The sequence below is a fragment of the Arthrobacter sp. Y3224198 genome, from assembly GCF_059090025.1.
In genome coordinates this window covers 1-21,421 of record NZ_JBNHFG010000040.1, presented here as the reverse complement: position 1 = coordinate 21,421, position 21,421 = coordinate 1, and the positions used below count along the sequence as shown (strand labels likewise).

The following is a 21,421-nucleotide window of genomic DNA, read 5'->3' as shown; positions in this document are numbered from 1 at the left end:
CGGCGCCTGTTCCGCAACGCCCGGCAGCGGTGCCTGCGCGGCTGCGTGCCGCGCAGCCCGGTAACCGAACACGACGGCGGGGGCGATGGTGGCGCCCGCCCCCGGATAGGTGCGTCCCATGACGGATGCCGTGGTGTTTCCCGCCGCATAGAGACCGGGGATGACGCTTCCGTCTTCGCGCAGGACCCGGGCGTCGGCGTCGGTCACCAACCCGCCCTTGGTGCCAAGGTCCCCCGGATAGAGCCGCACTGCGGAGAACGGTCCCTTCTCCAGCGGCCCGAGGTTGGGATTGGGCTTGACCCGCGGATCGCTGTAGTAGGTGTCGTACACGGTGTCCCCGCGGTGGAAATCCTCGTCGATGCCGGTTTTGGCGAACCCGTTGAACCGCTCCACCGTGACCTGCAGCGCCGCCGGCGGGACACCCATCTTTTCGGCGAGTCCGCCAAGGGTGCCGTCCTGGAGCAGCAGCCCCTGTTTCTTCCAGTCCTTCCGCCCCTGCAGCAGGGCATTGAAGAGGTAGCGGTGCGCGTGACGGGAGTCGAAGACCAGCCAGGCCGGCGTGCCGGGCACCTTTTTGTTGTTTTCCAGCATGTGGTGGCCGAAGTCCACGTAGGACTCGGACTCATTGAGGAACCGGTTCCCGGCGGCGTCCACCACCAGGGAGAAGGGCATGGACCGCTCGGCGAGAGTGAAGGTCACGGCACCCTTGGGGCCCACCGTGGTGGGTCCCCACCAGGCGTCGTCCATCAGGGCGAGCGCTCCTCCCCGGGCGGCAACAATGTCGATGGCCTCCCCCAGATCACCTTCCGGCGCGGAGGAATACTCCCGTTCCAGGCCCTGGTACTTCTCCCGCCATTCGGCGTTGCGGGCAAAACCGCCGGCCCCCAGCACCACGCCACGGCGGGCCCTGATGCGGACATCGCGGCCATCCCGGCGGACCACGGCACCCAGCACCGCGCCGTCGTCGTCCTGCACCAGGTCAACCAGCGGCGCGGAGAGCCACACCGGCGTCTGCTGGTTCCGGACGATGTACATCAGCGACGAGGCGAGCGCCCCGCCCAGACCGTAGAGCCGTTTGCCGCGCACCAGGCCGCCCAGGGTGCGGAAGACGAAACGGGCGCCGCGGATGAAGCCGCTGGGCGTCGACCATGCCCGGGACAGCTCCCACACATCGTCGGTCGCCAGCGGTGCCGGGATTCCGGAAGCGGCGGGGCGGGACTGACGAAACCATGGACCCAGCAGCTTGGTATCGAATGCCTTTACTTCCAGGGAGCGCCCCACCATGCCGCCGGGCCGGTCCGGGTAATAGTCCGGGTAGTCCTTGGAACGCATCCACTGCACCCCGAGCCCGCCCAGGAACGTCACGACCTCGGGCACCGTGCGCAGGAACGCCAGCTTGCGTTCGCGCGAGGAGGCCGGGCCGACGTCGTCGATCACCTCTTCCATGTAGGTGAGGGCGTTTTCCTCGCTGTCCGAAACGCCGGCCTGCTTCATCAGGGGGTTGTTGGGCATCCACAGCCCGCCCCCGGAAATGGACGTGGTGCCGCCCCAGAGCTTGGTGCTTTCCACTACCAGGACATCCAGCCCGTCGTCCGCCGCGGCGATCGCCGCGGTGAGGGCGGCTGCCCCGGTGCCGACCACCAGGACGTCCACGAGCCGGTCCCAGGGCTCCTCTTCTTCGGACCGGGACCGGGCTTCAGACCGGGCCGGGGCTGCGGCGCGGGCCGGGCTTCCGGGCGGCGGCGCTGCCGCATGTCCTGGCCTGCTGCTGTCGGTCCTGCTGTTTCCGGGCGCTGCGTTCGCCGGGTTCCCTTCGCCGCTGTTTCCGGACGCGCCGTTTTCGTTTACCTCTGCTGCTGCCACTTCAACACTCCCCATTGCGTGCCGTGCCCGTTTACGGTCCGGCGCAGTGCCGGAACATTCAGGCCTGTTGCGGGCCCAGGGCCCGTGCCCGGGAGACTAACAGCGGTTTTATCGGAAGTACACAGTCCTTTTTTGCGGTTCCGTGTGCTGCGGAGACGCTAGTCCATGCAACCGTCCGGGCAGCGCAGGGTGGACGGATCGGAGGCGCACTCAGCGCAGTACAGCGTCAGCTTGCGGCAGGAGGGGTTCGAGCAGTTCTCGAATTTGCTGGTGGGCGCCTCGCAGCGAACGCAGCGGCCGATGGTGACGGCGTCGTCGGTGAACTCGGTATGCATCCGCTTGTCGAAGACGTAGAGCGAACCTTCCCAAAGGCCTTTGTCCCCGTAGGTTTCCCCGTAACGGACAATGCCGCCCTTCATTTGGTAGACCTCTTTGAATCCGCGGTTCACCATCAGGCTGGAGAGCACTTCGCAGCGGATGCCGCCGGTGCAGTAGGTGACCACCGGCTTGTCCTTGAGGTCGTCGTACTTGCCGGATTCCAGTTCGCTGATGAAGTCATGGGTGGTGGACACATCCGGGACCACCGCACCCTTGAACTTGCCGATCTGCGCTTCGAAGGCATTGCGGCCGTCGAAGAAGACCACTTCCTCCCCGGCCTTCTCCTTCTGCTCCACGAGCTCGTGGAGTTCCTCCGGCCGCAGGTGCGTACCGCCGCCAATGACGCCGTTCTCGTCCACCTTCAGTTCGCCAGGTGCGCCGAAGCTCACGATTTCCTCGCGTACCTTCACGCTCAGCCGCGGGAAGTCGTCCGCCGAGCCTTCCGAGTACTTCACGTCCATCTTCTTGAACGCGGGATATTCCCGGGTCGCCTTCACGTAGGCCTTCACCGCGTCGAGCTCCCCGCCCACAGTGCCGTTGATGCCGTCGCGGGAGATCAGGATCCGTCCGCGCAGGCCCAGCTTTTCGCACAGGGTGCGCTGCCAGAGCCGGACGGCGTCGGGGTCCGCGAGGGGTGTGAAAGCGTAATACAGTGCAATTCGGTTCAGTGCCACTAGACAAGGGTAGACCGCCGGAGGATGGCTCATTTCCCCCGGCATCCATACCTTTAGCTCCGGGTGGCCGCTAGTGTGCATCTATGACAGCGCTGGACGATGATTTGCTTGAGACGTGGGTCTCCGGCTGGGCACAGGCACGGGGTTACCAGATGCGCCACGAGGGCCGTTTTCCGGCCGCGCTGCTTCATGACCAGACCAATGACTGGGAGTACTTTGCGCTGGAACCGTCCCATGACGAGTTCGCCGCCCTCGCCGCCTCCGCCCGGCACAGCCCCAGCCGGCTGTTCACCATTGTCACTACGCGCGTCGAGGACATTCACGGCGCCGCCTCGGTGTACGGCCTGCAGGTCCGCTCCACCGACGAAGTGCTGATGATCGCCGACATGTCCGGCCAGGACGTGGAAGCACCCGTTCTGCCCTGGGACAACTTCGAGACCGCCGCCAGCCACGAGGACAACATCGCCTCGGTAACGGTGTCCGCGGAGGGCAAACCCATCGCCCGGGGACGCGTGGCCGTGGTCAACGGATACGCCGTGTATGACCGGATCGTCACCGACCCGGACTTCCGCCGGAAGGGGCTGGGCAGTTACGTCATGCGTGCCCTCACCGCCGCCGCACTGGAGGACGACGCCGACTCCGGGCTGCTGGTTGCGGGCCTGGACGGCCAGGAACTTTACCGTTATCTGGGCTGGGAGTCGCTGGCCAGCGTGGTGATGTTCCAGCCGCGGCTCTGAGGATTTCCGGCTGCAATCCGCCACAACCGGCGGTGTCCGGAGCCCGGGGTTCCCCCTGCAGTGAACATCGTCCGGTCCCGGGGCGCCGGTGGGAGAATGGGCTGGTGGCCCTTCATGATTCCCTGATCCCGCTGCTCGGCGGCGGAGCCGAGCCGGAACAGCTGATGCACGTGCACCAAATTCCCGCGCGCCAGGCCGTCACTGCGCCTTGGCCGCAGTGGGCACATCCCGACGTCGTTGCCGCCTACGGCCGGCTTGGTATCCGCGAGCCGTGGGCACATCAGATGGAGGCCGCCGAAGCCGCCCACAGCGGAAAGCACACGATCATTGCCACCGGCACCGCGTCCGGGAAATCGCTGGCCTACCAGCTGCCGGTCCTGGACGCCATCCATCGCACCTCCCTGGACGACCGCGCCACGCTTGAGCCCAGCGGCGCCGTCGCGCTCTACCTCGCTCCCACCAAGGCACTGGCCGCGGACCAGCTGGCGGCGGTGAAGTCGCTGCAGCTGCCTACTGTCCGGGCGGAAACGTACGACGGCGACACGGACACCGGTGCCCGGCGCTGGATCCGCGACCACGCGAACCTGGTGCTGGCCAACCCGGACATGCTGCATTTCGGTGTGCTGCCCAACCATGCCTGGTGGGCCCGCTTCTTCCGCCGGCTGAAGTACGTCATCATCGATGAGGCGCACAGCTACCGCGGTGTTTTCGGCTCCAACGTGGCCAACCTGCTGCGCCGGCTGCGGAGGATCTGCCGGTACTACGGGTCCGACCCGGTCTTCATCGGTGCTTCCGCAACCTCCGCCGACCCCGAGCAGTCCTTCAGCCGGCTGATCGGCGCCCCGGTTGCTGCCGTTACCAAGGACCGGTCTCCGCACGGTTCCACCACCGTGGCGCTCTGGGAGCCGCAGCTGACCGAGTTGAAGGGCGAAAACGGTGCCAGGTCCAGGCGGACGGTCGTGGCGGAAACCGCTGATCTGCTGGCCAACCTGGTGGCAGCGCAGGTGCGGACCATTGCCTTCATTAAGTCCCGCCGCGGCGCCGAAACCATTTCCACCATCACCCGGCGGCTGCTGGACGAGGTCCATCCCTCACTGCCCGGCAGGGTGGCCGCCTACCGCTCCGGTTACCTGCCGGAGGAACGGCGGGAGCTCGAGCGCCGGCTGCGCAGCGGGGAGCTGCTGGGCATCGCCAGCACGTCGGCCTTGGAACTGGGGATCGACATTTCCGGGCTCGACGCCGTCCTGGTGGCGGGCTGGCCCGGGACCCGGGCATCGCTGTTCCAGCAGATCGGCCGGGCCGGGCGATCCGGACAGGATGCCCTGGCGGCGTTCGTGGCCAGCGACGACCCGCTGGACACCTACCTCGTGCACCATCCGGAAGCGATTTTCGACATCTCGGTGGAAGCCACCGTCTTTGACCCTTCCAACCCGTATGTCCTGGGCCCGCACCTGTGCGCAGCCGCGGCGGAACTGCCGTTGACCCCGGACGAGCGGGAGCTGTTCGGTCCTACCGCCGCCGGCCTGCTGGACCAGCTGGTGGCTCAGGGGTACCTGCGGAAACGGCCCTCGGGCTGGTTCTGGACGCATCCGGAAAGCGCCGCCTCCATGGTGAACCTCCGGGCCGCCGGCGGCGGGCCGATCAACATTGTGGAATCTGAAACGGGCACCCTGCTGGGCACCATGGACTCTCCACAGGCGCAGTACCAGGCACACACCGGGGCCATCTACGTTCATCAGGGCACCACGTTCCTGGTGGATGAACTCAACGAGGCCGATCACTGCGCCATGGTCACCCGCACCAATCCGGAGTTCTATACCCAGGCCCGGGACATCACCCAGGTTGAGGTGCTGGAAACCGAGCGGACCGAGGAGTGGAACGGCATCCAGGTGTGCTTCGGCACGGTGAAGGTCACCACGCAGGTGGTCTCCTACCAGCGCAAAGCCCTGATCTCCAACGAGATCCTGGGCGAGGAGCCGCTGGAACTGGAAGCCAAGGAACTGTTTACCAAGGCCGTGTGGTTCGTCATCGATGAACGGTTCCTCCTGGACGCCGGGCTGGCCGCCGCGGACTTCCCCGGCTCACTGCACGCCGCCGAGCACGCCTCCATCGGCATGCTGCCGTTGGTGGCCACCAGCGACCGGTGGGACATCGGCGGGGTGTCCACCGCCCTGCATGCCGACACGGAGAAACCCACCATTTTCGTCTACGACGGCCATCCCGGCGGCGCCGGGTTCGCCGAGCGGGGTTACGAAGCCGCCCGGATCTGGCTGGCCGCCACCCGGGACGCCATCCGGGCCTGCGAGTGCGAGGGCGGGTGCCCGTCCTGCGTGCAGTCCCCCAAATGCGGGAACAAGAACAACCCGCTGGATAAGAAGGGTGCCGTGACGCTGCTGGATGTGCTGTTGAAGCACGCCCCGGACGAAGCCCTCGCCCTCAGTTCCTAGCGCCGGCCAGGACGGCGGACCGGCACGGGCCCGGGCCGTCGCCGGAGCAGGCAGGGCCGGGATGTGCACTTCAGCCTCCACCGTGACTGTGCCCCGCTCCCGGTCCGCAGCGCAGCTGGTGAGCCGGGCTTCGTTGCGCGCCGCTGTTTCCCGCGCTGCCGCGCAGCTGTCTCCCGTCCCCGCGCCTGTGCCGGCCTCTCCGGACGACGGTCCCAGTCCGCGCAGCCTGTCCGCCCCTGCGAGCGCTGCCAAATCCGCTGCAGTGGCGGCGCGGACGGCAGCCACTGACGCCTGCACCATCAGCAGGCCGGCCACCGCAGCCCCCAGCAAAGCAAGGCAGATGCCAATAGACATGACTGAGCCCGCTCCCCTGTCCGGCGCTGTCCGCCTATCCGCACCTTCCTCATCCGCGCGGTCTTCAAGAAATTCCGTCGGGACCACCTCCGTCTCCCGGAAAAGCGACCGCATCGGCTGAAAGCTCAAGCGGCAGGTACTTTAGCAGCGGAAATGTCAGTTCGCTGCGGACCTCCACCGAGGTCCATGGCCCGTCTTCCACCAGGACCATACGGGCAGAGGCACCGGCCAACCGTTCCACTGCGGCCGTGGCAGCCGCACCGTCGGCACGCATCACTTCCCTCGCCGCAGCGCGTGCCGCCTCCTCCAACCGAAGCTGAGTGATGCCCGCCGCGATCCCGGTCAGCCCGGCCACCAACACCAGGACAATGGCCGGCAGGGCCACGGCAAACTCCGCCGTAACGGATCCCCGGTCCCTGCTTTGGTTCCTACTTCGGTCCCTGCCTTGGTCTCTGCCTTGGTCCCTGCGTTCCCGCCGCTGGTCCTGCCTTGTCCTGCGCATGGTCGGGGACCATCAACCCAGGGTCAGGGCCGACCGGATCAGCGACACCAGCATCCCCCGCACTTCGTCACTGCCCAGCACAACCGCCAGCAACCCGGCAAAGGCAACCGCTGCCAGCGTGGCAATGGCATACTCCGCCGTCGCCATTCCGGCTTGCCTATCCGTCCACTCCGGAACAGACCGGGCAGACATGTACCGGACACGCAGGGACCGCGCGGCCTCGGAGGTGTCAGCCGACCGGGATGCGGCGGCGGTAGCGTCTGCGACGGTGGCGTCGGTGGCGGCGGTAGCGTCTGCGTCGGTAGCGTCTGCGACGGTGGCGACGGTGGCGTCGGTAGCGTCTGCGACGGTGGCGTCGGTGGCGTCGGTAGCGTCTGCGACGGTGGCGTCGGTGGCGTCGGTAGCGTCGGTAGCGTCGGTGAACCCGACCGTATCGGCTGGCTCCGCGCACCCGAAGGCGCCGGCCTGCCCCGTGCGCTTGTATGTCCGGCCAATCACCATGGGAGGTGCTGCCAGCAGATACACGCCGTGGCTGCCGTTGGACTCCGGATTCGGGCAGCTGGCCGGGGCAGCGGCTGGGGCCAGGTGTTCCGCGGTGTCCGCACCGCCCGTGGAGGTTTTTGAGAGGTTTCGCCGGGGCAAGGGACGTGGGATCAAAGTCATCGGAGTTTTCCTTCTTCGAGGTGTTCTGGCTGCTGGAAGTCCTGCGGAATCCGATCCTTTCTCCGAACGACGTCACCGGCGGCCCCGGCAGGCCAGCTCGGGGACACCGACGAATGGAACATCGGCTGTGGAGGAACGATCACCGCGCATGGGCCTGCACACCCGTCCCGCCTGGCCCGCAGCACCCAAGCAGCCTGCGGACGGGTCACCGGCCGGGGAGCAGGGACAGCAGCAGGGGAACCACGGTCAAGGCGACAAAGGCAGGCAGCGAACACAGCCCCAGTGGGACCACCAGCCGGATGCCCAGGGTGGCTGCCCGTCTGCGTCCTTCCGCCCTGCGGCGGCGGCGCAGGGCGTCTGCCTGCGAATAGAGCACGGCGGCGGACGGCGCTCCCGTGCCGGCAGTGAAACGCAGCGCAGGCCCCAGGGCCTCGAACGCCGCCGACCGCGCGTGGCCGCCGCCCCTCGCTCCGGACGGCTCGCCGGACAAACCTCCCGCGGCAAGCTGCCACGCCGTGTCCCAAGGCACCCCAAGTTCGAGTGCTCCCAGCAGGCGCGCCAGCCTGCCCGCCGTCGCGGTGTCCACCCCGTCGGCCAGCAAGGCCAGGGCCGAAGACAGCGGCTGCCCGGCTCCAAGCATGGCCGCAACCAGGTCCAGCATCAGTGCCGGATCGCTGATCCCGGTACCGGTGTCCGGAGCGGCGGCTCCAGCGGCAGTTCGGAGCGGAAACGTCCGCAGCCCCGGCACCGCCAGGACAACGGCGGCGGCGCAGAGGAGCGCGGAGACCGCCAAACCGTTCACCGGGATTCCGGCCGTACTGCGGCATCCCGGACCAACCGGCCGGACCACATGCGTCCTGCCAGCCAGAACCCACAGCCCGCCACGGCTGCTGCCCACCCCGCAGGAGTCCCCGTCAGCACCTGCAGCGGATTGCCGCCCAGAAGATACCCAAGGACCATGCCGCCAGCCGGAAGCCAGGTGAGCAGCCGCACGGTGGCGCGCGGTCCAGCCAGAGCCGCCTCCCGGTCAGCAGCGGCGCCCCGGGCGTCGTCCAGCTGGCCGGCGTAGCGGGTGAGTACGGCGGACAGCGGAGCGCCGCTGCGCTCGGACACCTGGACACACACGGCCAACCCTGCCCACAACTCGCGGCCGGCCGGATTGCCGCCGGGCGAACGGCCTCTACCGACCCCCGAACTGCCAGCGCCGCCCGCCGCGGCCACAAAAACCGGTACGGGACTCATTCCGAGGGACGTAGCGGCTGCGGCTGCCTGCAGCACCGGGGCCAACGTGCCGCCTTGAACCCCCGGCCGGCCGGTGTCATGGAGCACGGCCGCATCCGCCCAGATCCGTTGGGCGGACCGTCCTGCCATCAGCAGGCCCGCCAGCTCACGGACCAACAGGACGTAGACCTCACCTTCGGCCTGCGCGTCCCGGGAGCGGGCCCGTCGAAACCGGTTGTGCGCCGCCCGCCCCGGCTGCCCCGGTCCTGACGCGACCTTCCGGGCCGGCACTGGTTCCCGCCCGGGAAAGGTCCCGCCGAACTGCCAGAGACCGACGGCGACCGCGAGGAGCAATGCCACGGTCAGGCCCGGCACGCCGCCGCTCCCTCGACGGCGGACGCTTCCGCCCGTCGCTCGTTCAGGCGTCGCTCCAGTTCCGGCCATCCCTCAGCCTGTCGGTAGCTCCCGCCGTCGCGCTGGAGTGCCGGGACGGCTGTCAGCCTGCCGTCCGCCAGGATCAGCACTGCGATTTCCGAGACCACCCGGGTGCCGGCCACCCGTCCGAGGTGAACCACCACATCCAACGCGGCGGCTGCCTGCAAGGCCACCGCTTCGGGTGTCATCCCGGCCAGCGCGCCCAGCGCTGCCAACCGGGCCGGCACCCCTGCAGCAGAGTTGGCATGGATAGTTCCGCCGGCGCCGTCATGGCCGGTGTTCAGGGCAGCCAGCAATTCGCGGACCTCCGCACCCCGGCACTCCCCCACGACCAACCGGTCCGGACGCATGCGCAGGGCCTGGCGGATCAGCTCAGCCTGGTCCAGGGCCCCGCTGCCCTCCACGTTGCCATGGCGGCTTTGCAGTCCCACGACATGCGGATGTGCGGGATCCAGTTCCGCGGCGTCTTCCACCAAAACCAGCCGTTCCTGGGTGCTGCTGAGCGAGAGGAGTGTGGACAGCAATGTGGTTTTCCCCGTCCCGGTTGCCCCGCTGACGAGGAAGTTCAACCGTCTGCGGACCATTTTGCGCAGCACGCCTTCGCACTGCGGGTCCAGGGTGCCGGCCTGCACCAGGTCCGCCAGGGTGAAGGACCGGTTCCGGTGGATGCGGATGGAGAGCAACGTGGACCCCGTGGACACCGGCCGGAGCACTGCGTGCACCCGGTACCCCTGGAGCTGGACATCAACGCAGGGGCAGGAATCGTCCAGTCGCCGTCCTCCGGCGGCAACCAGGCGCGTGGCAAGGGCCAGGACGTCGGCTTCCGCGGCAAACCGGACCCCGGTCAACTCCAACCCCCGCCCGGCGTCCACCCAGACCCGGTCCGGACCGTTGACCAGAATGTCGCTGACACCGGGGATCAACGCCAGGGGCTGCAGCGGGCCCAGTCCCTGGAGCTCGGCGCGTACGCGGTCCACCGCTTGCAGGGTCCCCTCCGACCCCAGCAGGTGCCCGCTGGCTTGGACCGCGGCCGCCAACCGTGCGCCCGTGACCGGCTCGGATTGTGTCAGCATCCGATCGCGGACCCGGCGGAGCAACGGATCCGGACCGGCAGGCCGCCGTGAATCCGGGAAGGCGCCCGACCGCGGCGTACCTGCCGCCCCGGTATTCATGCCGCCGTCCCGGCCGGCCCGGCTGCGTTGAGCGTTTCGGAGAGGATCCGTCTGGAAGCCTTGCCGATCCTGCCCCGCGCCGAATCTGCCAGCACGCGGCCGGATTCCGTATTCCGGCCGGCACTGCGGAGTCCGGGCAGATATCCGGCCAGTGGAAGTCCCACGGCTTCGGCCACCCGCCACGCATCCCACCCGTCGGCCAACGGCCCGCGCACCACTGCCCTGGCGGGCACGTGCCCCAGATCCGGCAGCAGGGTGCGGGCCGCAAGGATGGAAGCGGGACGCCCCGGAACCAGGACCAACAGGTGGTCGCAAAAAGCCAGCAGGGATGCCGTCCCCAGCCACCGGCCCACGTCCACTATGGTCAGGTCGAATGCGCCACGCGCCGCATCCATCACCGCGGTGGCCACCGCCTCCCCGGCCGGTTCGGCGCCACCGCCTGACAGCAGCGAAAACCCTCCCACTGCGGGCAGCCCGGCCGCCAGCTGCACCGGATTCAGGCTCCCGCTCAGCCCCGCGAGATCGGGCCAGCGGATGCCCTCGGTTTCCGTGGCGCCCAGGGCCCACTCAAGACCCGCGCCACGCGGGTCGCCGTCAGCCAACAGCACCGATATTCCGCCTTCGGCGGCAACCGAACTGAGCCAGCACGCCAGGGTGGAGGCCCCGGCCCCGCCGCATCCACCCACGATGCCCAGTACCGTTCCGCCGGAGACCGTACGCCGGCGCCCGAGATACCCGGCCAACCACCCCGCAGCGGCGGGCAGTACTGCAACCCGTGCCGCAGAGCTTCCGGCCGCGGCTTCCCAGATGCCGGGGTCTCCGGCCAGTCCCACGACAATGATTTCCGGTTTCCCGCGTGCTGCCGCACCGAAGGCCGCCGGGCCGTGAGCGCTGTCCGGGCTACCACCGGTTACACGGAAGTGGTCGCTGCCCAGGAGCAGCACCTCCGGGCCAGGCGCCAAGGCGGCGGACAGGTTCTCCGCAACCGAGAGTTCAACGCCCGCGGCTGCCGCCAACCGGGCCACCTCGTCCTGCAGGTCCTGGTCCCCGGACACCAGCACCACCGTGCCCGCTGCCTCCGGTTCCACAGCCGGACCGGCACGCAGCCTCCGACGATGCCTGCGCATGGGGCCGCCCCGCCCGTCGGGCGTCGTTGCCCCGCCTTTCCAGTCCGACACCCTGCCGTCCGCCGCGTTTTCCCTGTCCATGTCACCAGTCCCTGTCCATGCCACCACAATCCATGCCGCCACCGTGCCGCCGGACCGCTCCGACGGCACGGGCGCGGCCTCAGAGGGTGTTTATGCCGCTCCTTCCCTATGGGTGTGGAGGGGAAGTGCGGGTCGTTCCCCGCCCCCGCCTGCGGTGCTGGCAGGATGGCGGCATGGAACACAGCGGCATGAAGCACATCGGCATATTGCTCTTTGACGGCGTCGAGGAGCTCGACGCCGTCGGCCCCTGGGAAGTGCTGTCCCACTGGACCCTGACCTACCCCGAAGACGGGTATACCGTCGCTTTGCTCTCCGCGGACGGCGCCCCCGTCACAGCAGCCAAGGGCATGCTGCTGACGCCGCACCTCTCGGCCCGGGAGGCTCCGGATTTCGACGTTTTCCTGCACCCCGGCGGGTATGGCACCCGGGCGCTCGCCGGCAACCCCGGCCATCTGGACTGGATGCGGTCCCTGCGGGCCCGGACGCCGCTGATGACCAGCGTCTGCACCGGCAGTCTGGTCTACGCCGCAGCCGGCCTGTTGTCCGGACGGCCCGCGACCACTTATTGGGATGCCTTCGGGCGTCTGACCGACTTTGACCCGAGCGTCGAAGTCCGGCCCAAGGACCGCTGGGTGGATGACGGAGACATGATCACCAGCGCCGGCGTCAGCGCCGGCATCGATATGGCCCTGCATCTGGTCCGCCGGCTGGCCGGTGAGGAGCGGGCCAAACAGGTCCGTCGCGGCATCCAATACGATCCGGAACCGCCGGTGTAGGAAAGAGCCCAAACCGCGGCCGACGGCGGTAGGGTCGCCCTAGCGGCCGCCGAACGCGAGCAGGACCGGAGAGGAAAGCAGCCATGGCAACGGAAAAACCCGCACCGGGAACGGACACCAGCGAGCGCGTGAAACATTCCGTGAAACATGCGCACCCCGCCGAACACCTGGATGTGCTGATCATCGGCGCCGGGCTCAGCGGCATCGGGGCGGCCTGCCGCCTGAAGCAGGACCATCCCGGCCGGACAGTGGCACTGCTGGAATCCCGCAGCCGGCCCGGGGGCACCTGGGACCTGTTCCGCTACCCCGGCATCCGCTCGGACTCGGACCTGTACACCTTCGGATATGACTTCCGCCCCTGGCGGGAGGAAAAGGCCATTGCGGACGGACCAAGCATCCTCCGCTACCTGCAGGACACCGCCGCCGAGTACGGTGTGGACACCCTTATCCGCTACCACCACAAGGTGGTTTCGGCGGACTGGTCCAGCCGGGAGGCACGGTGGCACGTCACCGTGGAACGGACGCGGACCCCTGACCCCGGCCCGGACGGTGACCGGCACGAGCCGGTAGGAACCGGAGAGTTCATGCACCTGACCGCCGGCTGGATCTTCAACGCGGCCGGGTACTACCGCTACGACCAGGGCTACACCCCGGACCTGCCCGGCCTTGAGCGTTTCGCCGGCCGGGTTGTGCATCCGCAGCACTGGCCCGAAGACCTGGACCCGGACGGAAAGCGGATCGCCGTGATCGGCAGCGGCGCCACCGCCGTCACCCTGGTTCCGGCGCTGGCGCAGGGCGGTGCCCGGGTCACCATGGTCCAGCGGACCCCCACCTACATCCTGCCCGTCCCGGCCGAGGACCCGATCGCCCGCCGGCTGCGCGGCGTCGTCGGGCCCGAACGCACCGGTCGGATCATGGCCGAGGTCAGCGCCCGCCGGCAACGGGCCATCTGGGCCTTCTGCCAGCGCTGGCCGCGCCTGGCCCGGAAGGCCATCCGCGGCATCCAGTCCCGCGCCGTCCCGGTGGATTTCGACGCGGACATTCATCTGAACCCGCCGTATGACCCGTGGGACCAGCGGCTCTGCGCCGTCCCGGACGGTGACTTTTTCGCTGCCCTGCGCAGTGGCCGGGCAACGGTGGCCACCGGTCAGATCGCCGGCTTCACCGATGACGGGCTGCGTCTGGCCTCCGGCGAGGAGGTGGCGGCCGATGTGCTGGTCACCGCCACCGGGTTCACCATCCAGGTGCTGGGCGGCATGGAATTGCGGGTGGACGGGGTTCCGGTCCGGCTGCCGGAGCACGTCGCCTACCGCGGGGTAATGCTCAGCGGGATCCCGAACATGGCTTTCGCCATCGGCTACACCAATGCGTCCTGGACCCTCAAGGTGGGACTGCTGACGCAGTGGTTCTCCCGCCTGCTCACCTCCATGGACCGGCACGGGTACACCTCAGCGGTGCCGGCGGCACCCGAAGGCATGCCCACCCGGCCCCTGCTCGACTTCGGGGCCGGGTACGTCCAGCGCAGCCTGGCTTCCCTGCCGAGGCAGGGATACCAGGCGCCCTGGCTGATGACCATGAACTTCCTTGCCGACCGCCGCGACCTGCAGAAGGGTGCACTGGCAGATGAGTACCTGCATTTTGCAGGTCCCGAGGGCAGCCTCCCCGGAGCGCCGGAAGCCGGGACATCGGGAGCCCGCACCGCGGACCGGTCGGCCGACCGTTTCGTCACCCTCGCCTCCGGGCTGCGGCTGTGTTACCGCACGGACGGACCCGACGACGGCGAACCGGTGGTCCTGGTCTCCGGGCTGGGACTGGACCTGGCCGCCTGGCCGTCGGACCTGGTGGACGGCCTGGCCACTGCCGGATACCGGGTCATCCGCCTGGACAACCGCGACGCCGGCCGGTCCGGGCGGATGGATACCCCTGTGCCGTCGCTGCTCGATCAGGCACTCGCCCGCCCCACGCCGGGCGCCTACCGGATCGAGGACATGGCGGACGACGTCGTGGGGCTGCTGGACCATCTAAAGGTGGACCGTGCCCATGTGGCCGGAATGTCCCTGGGCGGCATGATCGCCCAAACCGTCGCGGCCCGCTATCCGGACCGGGTGCTCACCCTCACGTCGCTGATCTCCACCACCGGCGCCCGGAAAGTCGGCGCGGCCGCCCTGTCCACCAAGATCCGCTTCGCGGCACGCCCGCCGCGGACCCGGGCAGCGTTCATCCGCGCCCGCGTGGGCATGATGCGGCACCTCTCCGGCCGGGCCAACCCCGCAGATCCGGCGGTCGAAGCCGAGCTGGCAGGAGGGGCGTGGGACCGCGGCGCGTATCCGGACGGCGGCCGGGCCCGCGCCCGGCAGCTGGGGGCCATCAACGCCTCCCAGGACCGCACGCGGGATCTCGCCGGCATCCGGGTCCCCACACTGGTGATTCACGGTGACCGGGATCCGATTGTGCATCCGAGCGGCGGGACGGCAACCGCGGCCGCCATTCCGGGCTCGCGCCACGTGACGATTCCCGGCATGGGGCATTACTTCCACGCGGCGGCCGTGCCGGATCTGGTGCGGCTGATCACCGGGCATCTGCGCAGCGCCGACGCCGGCGCAGCTTCCGGCGCTACTGCTGCGCAGGCTGCCCCAGCCCCGGGGACACCGGCACGTAGTTGATCCCGGCCGTGCGGGGACGGGCCTTCGGCGTCCGGGAAAAGCCCTTGGCGTCCAGGTGGTTCTTGGCGCGGAAAACCGCCACGGCGTCGTCGTAGGCCTTGTTCACCTGCGCACCGGTGACAACTTCGCTGGTGCCGTCGCTGAAGGCGATCGTGAGCGACGCCGATGCCGGAAAGTGCCGGTCCATCCGGATAAAGCCTTCGCTGTCCTGCTGGAGAGTAATCAAGTGGTTCCGCCCTGTAGAAATGTCAGCTTCCAGTCTCCCCCATCCCGCGGGCCGCTCCGGTTCCGGCAGCGACGGCCCGCCTTCCCGGTGAACCTGACGGCACGGGTTCCGGGTGAGAATAGAGGCATGTACATCGTCCTCGCCCCCGGTCCGGGCCACGCCCAGGGAGCGGACGCCAGCTGGACGCTGCAGGAAACGGACGACGCCGGATCCCCCTCCGCGCCCGAAGTGACCGTTCCCGCGCCTGAACTTCCCGCCGCGGTAAACCACTTTGAGCAGCGGCAGGTGCGCTGGGTCTGGGAATCCGCCCGCGAGGTGTACCCCCGTCTGCTGGACGCGGGGATATCGGTGGAACGGTGCCATGACCTGGCCCTGGTGCGCAATGTCCTGGCGTTCGCGCCGTCGGCACCGTCCACCCCCTACATCGACAAGCTCCGTGCGGACGCACCCGCAGCGGAGGCGGACCCGGCACCCCGCCAGCTGCTGCCGGTCCGCCCGTCCCCGGACCAAACCTCCATCTTCGACACCTTGGAGGCCCCGGAAGGGACGCCGTCCGGCGCCCGGGCCGCTACCGCCGCCGAACTGGCTGCGGAGCTTGCCGACCAATTGGAGGCCGTTCGCCGTTCTGCCGCTCCGGCGAAACTGAACCTGCTTGCTGTCGCCGAGTCCACCGGCGGGATGATCGCGGTGGAGATGGAGAGCGCCGGGATTCCGTGGCGCCGGGACATCCACGAAGCGATGCTGCAGGACGCCTTGGGCCCCCGGCCGCCCGAGGGCCAACGCCCGGAGAAACTCGAACAGCTCGCCGCCGAGCTGCGGCGCCTGCTGGGCAACCCCGGCTTCAACCCCGACTCCCCGCAGGAGTTGCTGCGCGCGCTGCACCGGGCCGGAATCGAAGTCCGCAGCACCCGGTCCTGGGAACTGCAGCAGCATCAGCATCCTGCGATCGCACCGCTGCTGGAATACAAGAAACTCACCCGGCTGCTGACCGCCAACGGCTGGACCTGGCTGGACGCCTGGGTGGACGGAGGCCGGTTCCGTCCTGAATACGTCGTCGGCGGGGTGGTCTCCGGCCGCTGGGCTTCCCGGGGCGGGGGCGCGTTGCAAATTCCCAAAACCGTCCGTGACGCGGTTCGTCCGGATCCGGGCCGGCGGTTGATTGTTGCAGACGCCGCGCAGCTTGAGCCCCGGGTCCTTGCCGCACTGGGACAGGACTCCGCACTGGCAGCGGCAGCCCGGGGCAAGGACCTGTACCAGGGCATCGCCGACCGCAGCTTCGACGGTGACCGGGCCAAGGCCAAAATGGCCATGCTCGGCGCCATGTACGGCGCTACCAGCGGGGAATCCGGGCGGCTGATGCCGGTGCTGACCCGCGCCTACCCGCAGGCCATCGGCGTGGTGGAACGCGGCGCCCGGGCCGGCGAGGCGGGGCAGGTGGTCAGCAGCCATCTGGGTCGCGGCTGCCCGCCGGCGTCGGCGGCATGGATCCGATCCCAGCAAAGCACCAACGCCGAGGAGCAACGCCGCGCCGAGTCCCTCGCCCGGTCCCGCGGCCGGTTCACGCGCAACTTCGTGGTCCAGGCCAGTGCGGCGGAGTGGGCGCTGTGCTGGCTGGCGGAGATCCGCCGCCGTCTGCGCGCGGGGTCGGTAAACGCTCCGGCCGGCGAGCTGGTGTTTTTCCTGCATGACGAGGTCATGCTGCATGTCCCGGCCGGCCGGGTCGAGGAGGTCACCGCGCTGGTGTCCGATGCCGCTGCGGCGGCCACCCGGCTGCTCTTCGGCAGCATACCGCTGGAGTTTCCGGTGATGGTGACGGCTGTGGACTCCTACGCGGACGCGAAATAGGAATGGGGGCTAGTCCAGCGCAGCTGCGAACCGCGGGGCGAGCTGTCGGACGTAGAAACCGTTCAAATGGTTTGGATCGTAGTACACAGCTACTCCGCCGACCGCGGCGTAGCAGCTTTGCAGGTCGCAGAAGGAATCCGTCATGTCCACTGGCGTCACCCTCCCGCTTCCCATCCTTTTGGCAGCTTCCGACATTGGATCGCTCGCCAACGCAGCCTCGCGCGGAACGGCGCACTTCATAGGCTCCTGGGCATTCAGGGCAATGCAGTCCGGACTGCGGACGGACTCGTTGAGCGGTGCGTCAACGATCGGGATAACGGTGGTTCCTGAGTCTGTCCATCGCTGCCAGATACTGCTGAATCCCTTTACGTACTGCTCGTTCTGCGGGTTTCCCGTACCATCGTCAATCTGTTCCGCGGCCACGAAAGTGCTGACGAACACCCGCTCGGGTCGGTCCTCAACAATGGCATCAGTCGCTGTCTGCACCCAGTTGCTGCATTGGTCTGCGGTGTCCTCGGATACTGCATCCCCGGAGAATGAAACGACGGGCGCGTCTACCATCGGGCAACCGCCGTGGTAGCTGATCTTGAGTACCCAGCCGCGCTCGCGACCCATCTCTGCGACCGCCTGCTGCCACTGCTGGGCATGCGAGTCCCCGACCAGCCAGGCCGTCTCGGCCTCCGGGTTGCCGCCGGAGAAGTCACAGATACTCGGGCTGCCGCCCTCCAGGAGTTTATCCTCGGAGCCCCCGCATTCCTTCGGTACGGTCCAGTACTCGTTGTCCTTGCCCATGTGTGGAAGCACAACGGGGATACTGAACGGGTCACTGCATTCCCTGTTCTCCAGGGCGGCAACGCCGTAACACGGCCCGTCTGCACCGGCCGCTGCCAGTTCCAACGCACGTTCTTCCTTGAAATTGCCGCCAACACCCAGAAGGACCGCGGCAACCGAAACGGCTGCCATCCCTGCCAACGGAGCACGGAATCCCATTGGGCGCCGGGTATGCCGGCCGCGCGACTTGATCCAGGCATCTTCGATCCAGAGTTTCGTCAGCCAGGCCAGCAGGAGTGACACCGCCAGGACCAGCAATTTGTACGGAGCCGTGGGAACAACGCCAAAGACGTAGGGTGCCGCCACGATCAGCGGCCAGTGCCAGAGGTAGAGGGAGTAGGAAATCTTTCCGACAAACTGCACCGGCGGCAGCGACGTGAGAACCTCGTGGGCGAGCCGCGAGCCGGTTCCGGCGATGATCACCAGGGCCGAGCCGAGCACCGGAGCCAAGGCCGTCCACCCCGGGAATGGCGTCCCTCCGTCGAAGGTCAGTGCGCTGGCCAGGATGAGGCCAAACCCGGCGATCGCCAGGACATTGCGAAGCACCTGGGACCTCAGCCGGACCGCCGCCGCGGCTACCGCTGCACCGACGGCGAACTCCCAGACCCGGGCCGGGGTCACGAAATAAGCCTGCTCCGGGGAATTGTCCGTGACATAGATGCTGTACATCAGGGACAGGACGGCAACGCCCAGAACGGCCGCCAGCAACACCCGGCGCAGCGGTTTCCGTCCCCGCCGGGCAATGACAGCAAAGAGGACCAGGGTCAGGGGCCACAAGAGGTAGAACTGTTCTTCTACGGACAGGGACCAGTAATGCTGGACTGCGGAGGCGGACTCGGTCATCGCCGAGTAGTCCACGCTTCTGGCCGCCAGTAACCAGTTCTCACCGTAGAAGACGCTGGCGAGGATTTCCTGTGCAGTGGCCATCCACCGCGGATAGGGCAGGAACAACAGGGCCAGCAGCATGGAGGCGCCCAGGACCAGGAAAGCGGCAGGGAACAGGCGGCGGGCCCGGCGCGCGTAGAAAGCTGACAGCTTCACTCGCCCGGTGGCCTCAATCTCCCGCACCAGGTGCGAGGTGATCAGGAAGCCGGAGATTACAAAAAAGACATCCACCCCGACGTACCCGCCGGGGAGCCGGAGCGGCCACAGATGGTTCAGTAATACCAGACCCACGGCGAGGGCGCGCATGGCTTGGATGTCCGCGCGGAAACGGCGTGCCGACGACGGCGCGGTTGGGGTCAGCCGGCTGCGTTCCGTGCGTGACGTGTTGACAGCCATTTACCCCCCCTGGTGAGCGCCCGTTCTTCCACGTCTGGCGTTGCGGCGGCTGGTTCCTGAGACCTGCCCCGTGCGGGGCTGCAGGAAAATCATATCCGCACAGAAGGCAGTCAGGCGGCGGGGACAACCTCCCGTGTGTCGTCCCACGGCTGGGTCCAGCCCAGCTCGTCCAGGACAGCGGCGAGGATGATGCCGGTGAATCCCCACACCAGCACCCCGTTGACCAGGAAGGCAGGGCTGCGGTGGCCGCCCGGCCGGCCGGGGAATACAGCCGTCCGCCGGTTCTCCGGATTCAGCAGATCCGCCACGGGCACCCGGAACACGGAGGCTGATTCGCCGTAGTCCACCACGTCCACCGGCGTCGGCTTGTCCCACCAGCCCAGCACCGGGGTGACCAGGAAATTGCTGACCGGCAGCCCGACGGGCGGTAGCGACCCCAGCACGCGGACACCGGCCGGATCAAGCCCGGTTTCCTCCCGGGCTTCGCGGAGCGCCGCGTCCACCACTGTGGCGTCCGAGGCATCCACGGACCCGCCCGGGAAGGCCACCTGGCCGGGGTGGTCATTGAGCGTGGCCGCCCGCTCGATCAGCAGGATGTCCAGGTCGTCCGGGACGGCGTCGGTGGAAAAATCCGCGGGCCGGTCATCCAAGACACCAAAAAGCATCAGTACCGCCGCCGGACGCGCGGCTGCCGGGTCCACGCTGCGGCGCAGCAAATCGATGTTGGCGTTGAAGACGGTTGTCCCCCGGGCCACGGCGTCGGCCAGCGCTTCGAGGTCCCTGCGGGCGCTCATGCTTCGAGCCCGTAACCGGCGGCCCGCAGCTGGGCACGGGTCTCGGCAGCCATCATCCGGGCATGCAGTTCCTCGCGTCCGGGTGCCAGCTCGTATTTGAGCAGTTTGCGGGCCTTGTCCGGGTCGGTCTCACCCTCGCCGTAGGAGGGACAAAGTTGGGCGACAGCGCAGGCCCCGCAGGCGGGCTTCTTGGCATGGCATACCCGCCGGCCGTGGAAGACCACCCGGTTGGACAGCGGCGTCCAGTCCTTCGGCTCGAACAGTGCTGCCACGTCCTCCTCGACCTTCACCGGGTCCTTGGACGTGGTCCAGCCGAAACGCCGCGCCAGGCGCCCGAAGTGGGTGTCCACGGTGATGCCGGGAATGCCGAAGGCGTTGCCCAGCACCACGTTGGCGGTTTTTCGGCCTACTCCGGGCAGGATGACCAGGTCTTCCAGCCGGTCCGGCACCTTACCGTCGAATTCGTCCACCAGCCGGGTGGAGAGCGCCTTGACGCTGGCTGACTTGGCGCGGAAAAAACCGGTGGGCCGGATGATCTCCTGCAGTTCGGCCTCGTCCGCCTCTGCCATCGCCCGGGCATCCGGATACCGGGCGAACAGGATGGGAGTGACGGCGTTGACCCTGATGTCGGTGGTCTGGGCGGAGAGCACCGTGGCAACCAGGAGCTCAAAGGCGTTATTGAAGTCCAGCTCGGCCACCGCGTAGGGGTAGACCTCCCCGAGCATCCGGTTGATCCGCCGCGCCCTCCGCTTCAGTGCAAGGAGGGACGGATCGCTGCCGGTTGCCTTAGCCAATGCCTGTTGTCCTTTTGCTGACGGTTGATGTGCCGGGGCGCTGCTGCCTGGGTGGTGGCAGGTTCGGTGCCCTGGGCAGAAGCGCAGGGCACCGACTGAGCCGCAGGTTACTGGTCGGTGTCGACGCGTTCGATGTTGCTCAGGTCGCGCAGCACGCCGATGCGTCCGGTGCGCTTGTCCTGAACGAGGAATTCGTCGCCGCGGTCCTCCAAGCCCAGTTCCCAGTCGCCCGGGTGGAACATAAAGAGGGGCAGGCCGGTGCGCTCATCAACAATCTGGCGCGGGGTTCCCACGGCAAACCAGAACGCTTCCACTACGGCTTCGGACTCATCACGGGTGGCGGTGATGGGTTCCGCTTCCTCCGCTTCGGCGGGGCTGCCGGTGGCGGCAGCATCATCCCCGCGGACCACCGGGTTGACGGTGGTTGCGGCCAGGGGCTCCTCACCCGGGGCGGCGGATGCGGACGGGTGCGCATCCTGCGCTGCTTCATCGTGCCGGATACCGGCGCCGGGTGCGGCAGCGGTTGCACCGGCCGTGCCTGCAACGACGGCGGTGCC

General features: G+C 68.5%; 17 protein-coding genes and 2 pseudogenes. 5 read left to right on the top strand and 14 right to left on the bottom strand.

Translation table 11 applies throughout. The features are described from left to right. Together AC5RUF_RS14855 and trhO are read right to left on the bottom strand one after the other, a co-directional pair. A partial coding sequence (locus AC5RUF_RS14855) for an FAD-binding protein (RefSeq protein WP_494131096.1) occupies positions 1-1,863 on the bottom strand: 1,863 nt, incomplete at its 3' end. Positions 1,864-2,021: 158 nt separating this feature from the next. Further along, positions 2,022-2,915, bottom strand: a complete 894-nt coding sequence (gene trhO / locus AC5RUF_RS14850) for an oxygen-dependent tRNA uridine(34) hydroxylase TrhO (RefSeq protein WP_494131095.1) — start codon at positions 2,913-2,915, stop codon at positions 2,022-2,024. Between the two features lie 83 nt (positions 2,916-2,998). On the opposite strand from trhO, the gene AC5RUF_RS14845 reads away from it, so the two are divergent. Next, entirely contained in the window at positions 2,999-3,652 is a 654-nt protein-coding gene (locus AC5RUF_RS14845; protein WP_493997694.1) for a GNAT family N-acetyltransferase, read from the top strand. Between the two features lie 104 nt (positions 3,653-3,756). Beyond that, positions 3,757-6,099: a DEAD/DEAH box helicase gene (locus tag AC5RUF_RS14840; RefSeq protein WP_494131094.1), complete on the top strand. Its 2,343-nt coding sequence runs from the start codon at positions 3,757-3,759 to the stop codon at positions 6,097-6,099. Positions 6,100-6,126: 27 nt separating this feature from the next. Here the strand turns inward: AC5RUF_RS14840 and AC5RUF_RS14835 are convergent. The 7 genes and pseudogenes from AC5RUF_RS14835 to ssd form a co-directional block, all read right to left on the bottom strand. Next, positions 6,127-6,567: pseudogene (locus AC5RUF_RS14835) on the bottom strand (Rv3654c family TadE-like protein); the annotation flags it as partial. Next, a complete protein-coding gene (locus AC5RUF_RS14830) occupies positions 6,518-6,955 on the bottom strand; it encodes a TadE family type IV pilus minor pilin (protein ID WP_494131093.1) in 438 nt (145 codons plus the stop codon). The gene AC5RUF_RS14830 and the pseudogene AC5RUF_RS14835, both read right to left, overlap by 50 nt. 12 nt (positions 6,956-6,967) lie before the next feature. Then, positions 6,968-7,618 carry a DUF4244 domain-containing protein gene (locus tag AC5RUF_RS14825; protein ID WP_494131092.1) on the bottom strand — a complete coding sequence of 217 codons (651 nt, stop codon included), beginning with the start codon at positions 7,616-7,618 and terminating at the stop codon, positions 6,968-6,970. 205 nt (positions 7,619-7,823) lie between these two features. Next, positions 7,824-8,420 carry a type II secretion system F family protein gene (locus AC5RUF_RS14820; protein ID WP_494131091.1) on the bottom strand — a complete coding sequence of 199 codons (597 nt, stop codon included), beginning with the start codon at positions 8,418-8,420 and terminating at the stop codon, positions 7,824-7,826. Further along, a complete protein-coding gene (locus AC5RUF_RS14815; protein ID WP_494131090.1) occupies positions 8,417-9,214 on the bottom strand; it encodes a type II secretion system F family protein in 798 nt (265 codons plus the stop codon). Before AC5RUF_RS14815 ends, AC5RUF_RS14820 begins: the two co-directional genes overlap by 4 nt. Continuing rightward, positions 9,202-10,446, bottom strand: a complete 1,245-nt coding sequence (locus tag AC5RUF_RS14810) for a TadA family conjugal transfer-associated ATPase (RefSeq protein WP_494131089.1) — start codon at positions 10,444-10,446, stop codon at positions 9,202-9,204. The genes AC5RUF_RS14815 and AC5RUF_RS14810 overlap by 13 nt, the downstream gene beginning before the upstream one ends. Continuing rightward, on the bottom strand, positions 10,443-11,654 hold the full coding sequence (gene ssd, locus AC5RUF_RS14805) for a septum site-determining protein Ssd (protein WP_494131088.1): 1,212 nt from the start codon (positions 11,652-11,654) through the stop codon (positions 10,443-10,445). Before ssd ends, AC5RUF_RS14810 begins: the two co-directional genes overlap by 4 nt. A 173-nt stretch (positions 11,655-11,827) precedes the next feature. Between ssd and AC5RUF_RS14800 the strand changes: the two genes are divergently transcribed. Both AC5RUF_RS14800 and AC5RUF_RS14795 read left to right on the top strand, forming a co-directional pair. After that, complete coding sequence (locus tag AC5RUF_RS14800; protein ID WP_493997854.1) at positions 11,828-12,430, top strand: DJ-1/PfpI family protein; 603 nt, start codon at positions 11,828-11,830, stop codon at positions 12,428-12,430. 83 nt (positions 12,431-12,513) lie between these two features. After that, positions 12,514-15,093: an alpha/beta fold hydrolase gene (locus AC5RUF_RS14795; protein WP_494131087.1), complete on the top strand. Its 2,580-nt coding sequence runs from the start codon at positions 12,514-12,516 to the stop codon at positions 15,091-15,093. On the opposite strand, the gene AC5RUF_RS14790 is transcribed toward AC5RUF_RS14795, so the two are convergent. Then, positions 15,044-15,319, bottom strand: coding sequence for a hypothetical protein (locus tag AC5RUF_RS14790; RefSeq protein WP_493998742.1), 276 nt, complete (start codon positions 15,317-15,319; stop codon positions 15,044-15,046). The two genes, AC5RUF_RS14795 and AC5RUF_RS14790, sit on opposite strands and share 50 nt — an antisense overlap. 126 nt (positions 15,320-15,445) lie before the next feature. Here AC5RUF_RS14790 and AC5RUF_RS14785 point away from each other — a divergent pair, with 126 nt between their 5' ends. Next, positions 15,446-17,164, top strand: a complete 1,719-nt coding sequence (locus AC5RUF_RS14785; protein ID WP_494131086.1) for a bifunctional 3'-5' exonuclease/DNA polymerase — start codon at positions 15,446-15,448, stop codon at positions 17,162-17,164. 9 nt (positions 17,165-17,173) lie between these two features. Here AC5RUF_RS14785 and AC5RUF_RS14780 read toward each other — a convergent pair whose 3' ends face one another. The 4 genes and pseudogenes from AC5RUF_RS14780 to AC5RUF_RS14765 all read right to left on the bottom strand — a co-directional run. Next, positions 17,174-19,276 carry an acyltransferase family protein gene (locus tag AC5RUF_RS14780; protein WP_494131085.1) on the bottom strand — a complete coding sequence of 701 codons (2,103 nt, stop codon included), beginning with the start codon at positions 19,274-19,276 and terminating at the stop codon, positions 17,174-17,176. Positions 19,277-19,386: 110 nt separating this feature from the next. Then, the gene (locus AC5RUF_RS14775) at positions 19,387-20,070 is read right to left on the bottom strand and encodes an NUDIX hydrolase (protein WP_493997623.1); all 684 of its coding nucleotides are present in this window, start codon (positions 20,068-20,070) and stop codon (positions 19,387-19,389) included. Beyond that, entirely contained in the window at positions 20,067-20,864 is a 798-nt protein-coding gene (gene nth, locus AC5RUF_RS14770) for an endonuclease III (RefSeq protein WP_494131084.1), read from the bottom strand. Before nth ends, AC5RUF_RS14775 begins: the two co-directional genes overlap by 4 nt. A 107-nt stretch (positions 20,865-20,971) precedes the next feature. After that, positions 20,972-21,421 (bottom strand): annotated as a pseudogene (locus tag AC5RUF_RS14765) (hypothetical protein); the annotation flags it as partial.

What these genes read in the sequence shown, in the direction of transcription:
- AC5RUF_RS14845 (WP_493997694.1), top strand. Translation starts at nt 2,999, where the DNA reads ATGACAGCGCTGGACGATGATTTGCTTGAGACGTGGGTCTCCGGCTGG.
- AC5RUF_RS14775 (WP_493997623.1), bottom strand. Translation starts at nt 20,070, where the DNA reads ATGAGCGCCCGCAGGGACCTCGAAGCGCTGGCCGACGCCGTGGCCCGG.
- AC5RUF_RS14810 (WP_494131089.1), bottom strand. Translation starts at nt 10,446, where the DNA reads ATGAATACCGGGGCGGCAGGTACGCCGCGGTCGGGCGCCTTCCCGGAT.
- AC5RUF_RS14825 (WP_494131092.1), bottom strand. Translation starts at nt 7,618, where the DNA reads ATGACTTTGATCCCACGTCCCTTGCCCCGGCGAAACCTCTCAAAAACC.
- ssd (WP_494131088.1), bottom strand. Translation starts at nt 11,654, where the DNA reads ATGGACAGGGAAAACGCGGCGGACGGCAGGGTGTCGGACTGGAAAGGC.
- AC5RUF_RS14830 (WP_494131093.1), bottom strand. Translation starts at nt 6,955, where the DNA reads ATGCGCAGGACAAGGCAGGACCAGCGGCGGGAACGCAGGGACCAAGGC.
- AC5RUF_RS14780 (WP_494131085.1), bottom strand. Translation starts at nt 19,276, where the DNA reads ATGGCTGTCAACACGTCACGCACGGAACGCAGCCGGCTGACCCCAACC.
- AC5RUF_RS14795 (WP_494131087.1), top strand. Translation starts at nt 12,514, where the DNA reads ATGGCAACGGAAAAACCCGCACCGGGAACGGACACCAGCGAGCGCGTG.
- AC5RUF_RS14785 (WP_494131086.1), top strand. Translation starts at nt 15,446, where the DNA reads ATGTACATCGTCCTCGCCCCCGGTCCGGGCCACGCCCAGGGAGCGGAC.
- AC5RUF_RS14800 (WP_493997854.1), top strand. Translation starts at nt 11,828, where the DNA reads ATGGAACACAGCGGCATGAAGCACATCGGCATATTGCTCTTTGACGGC.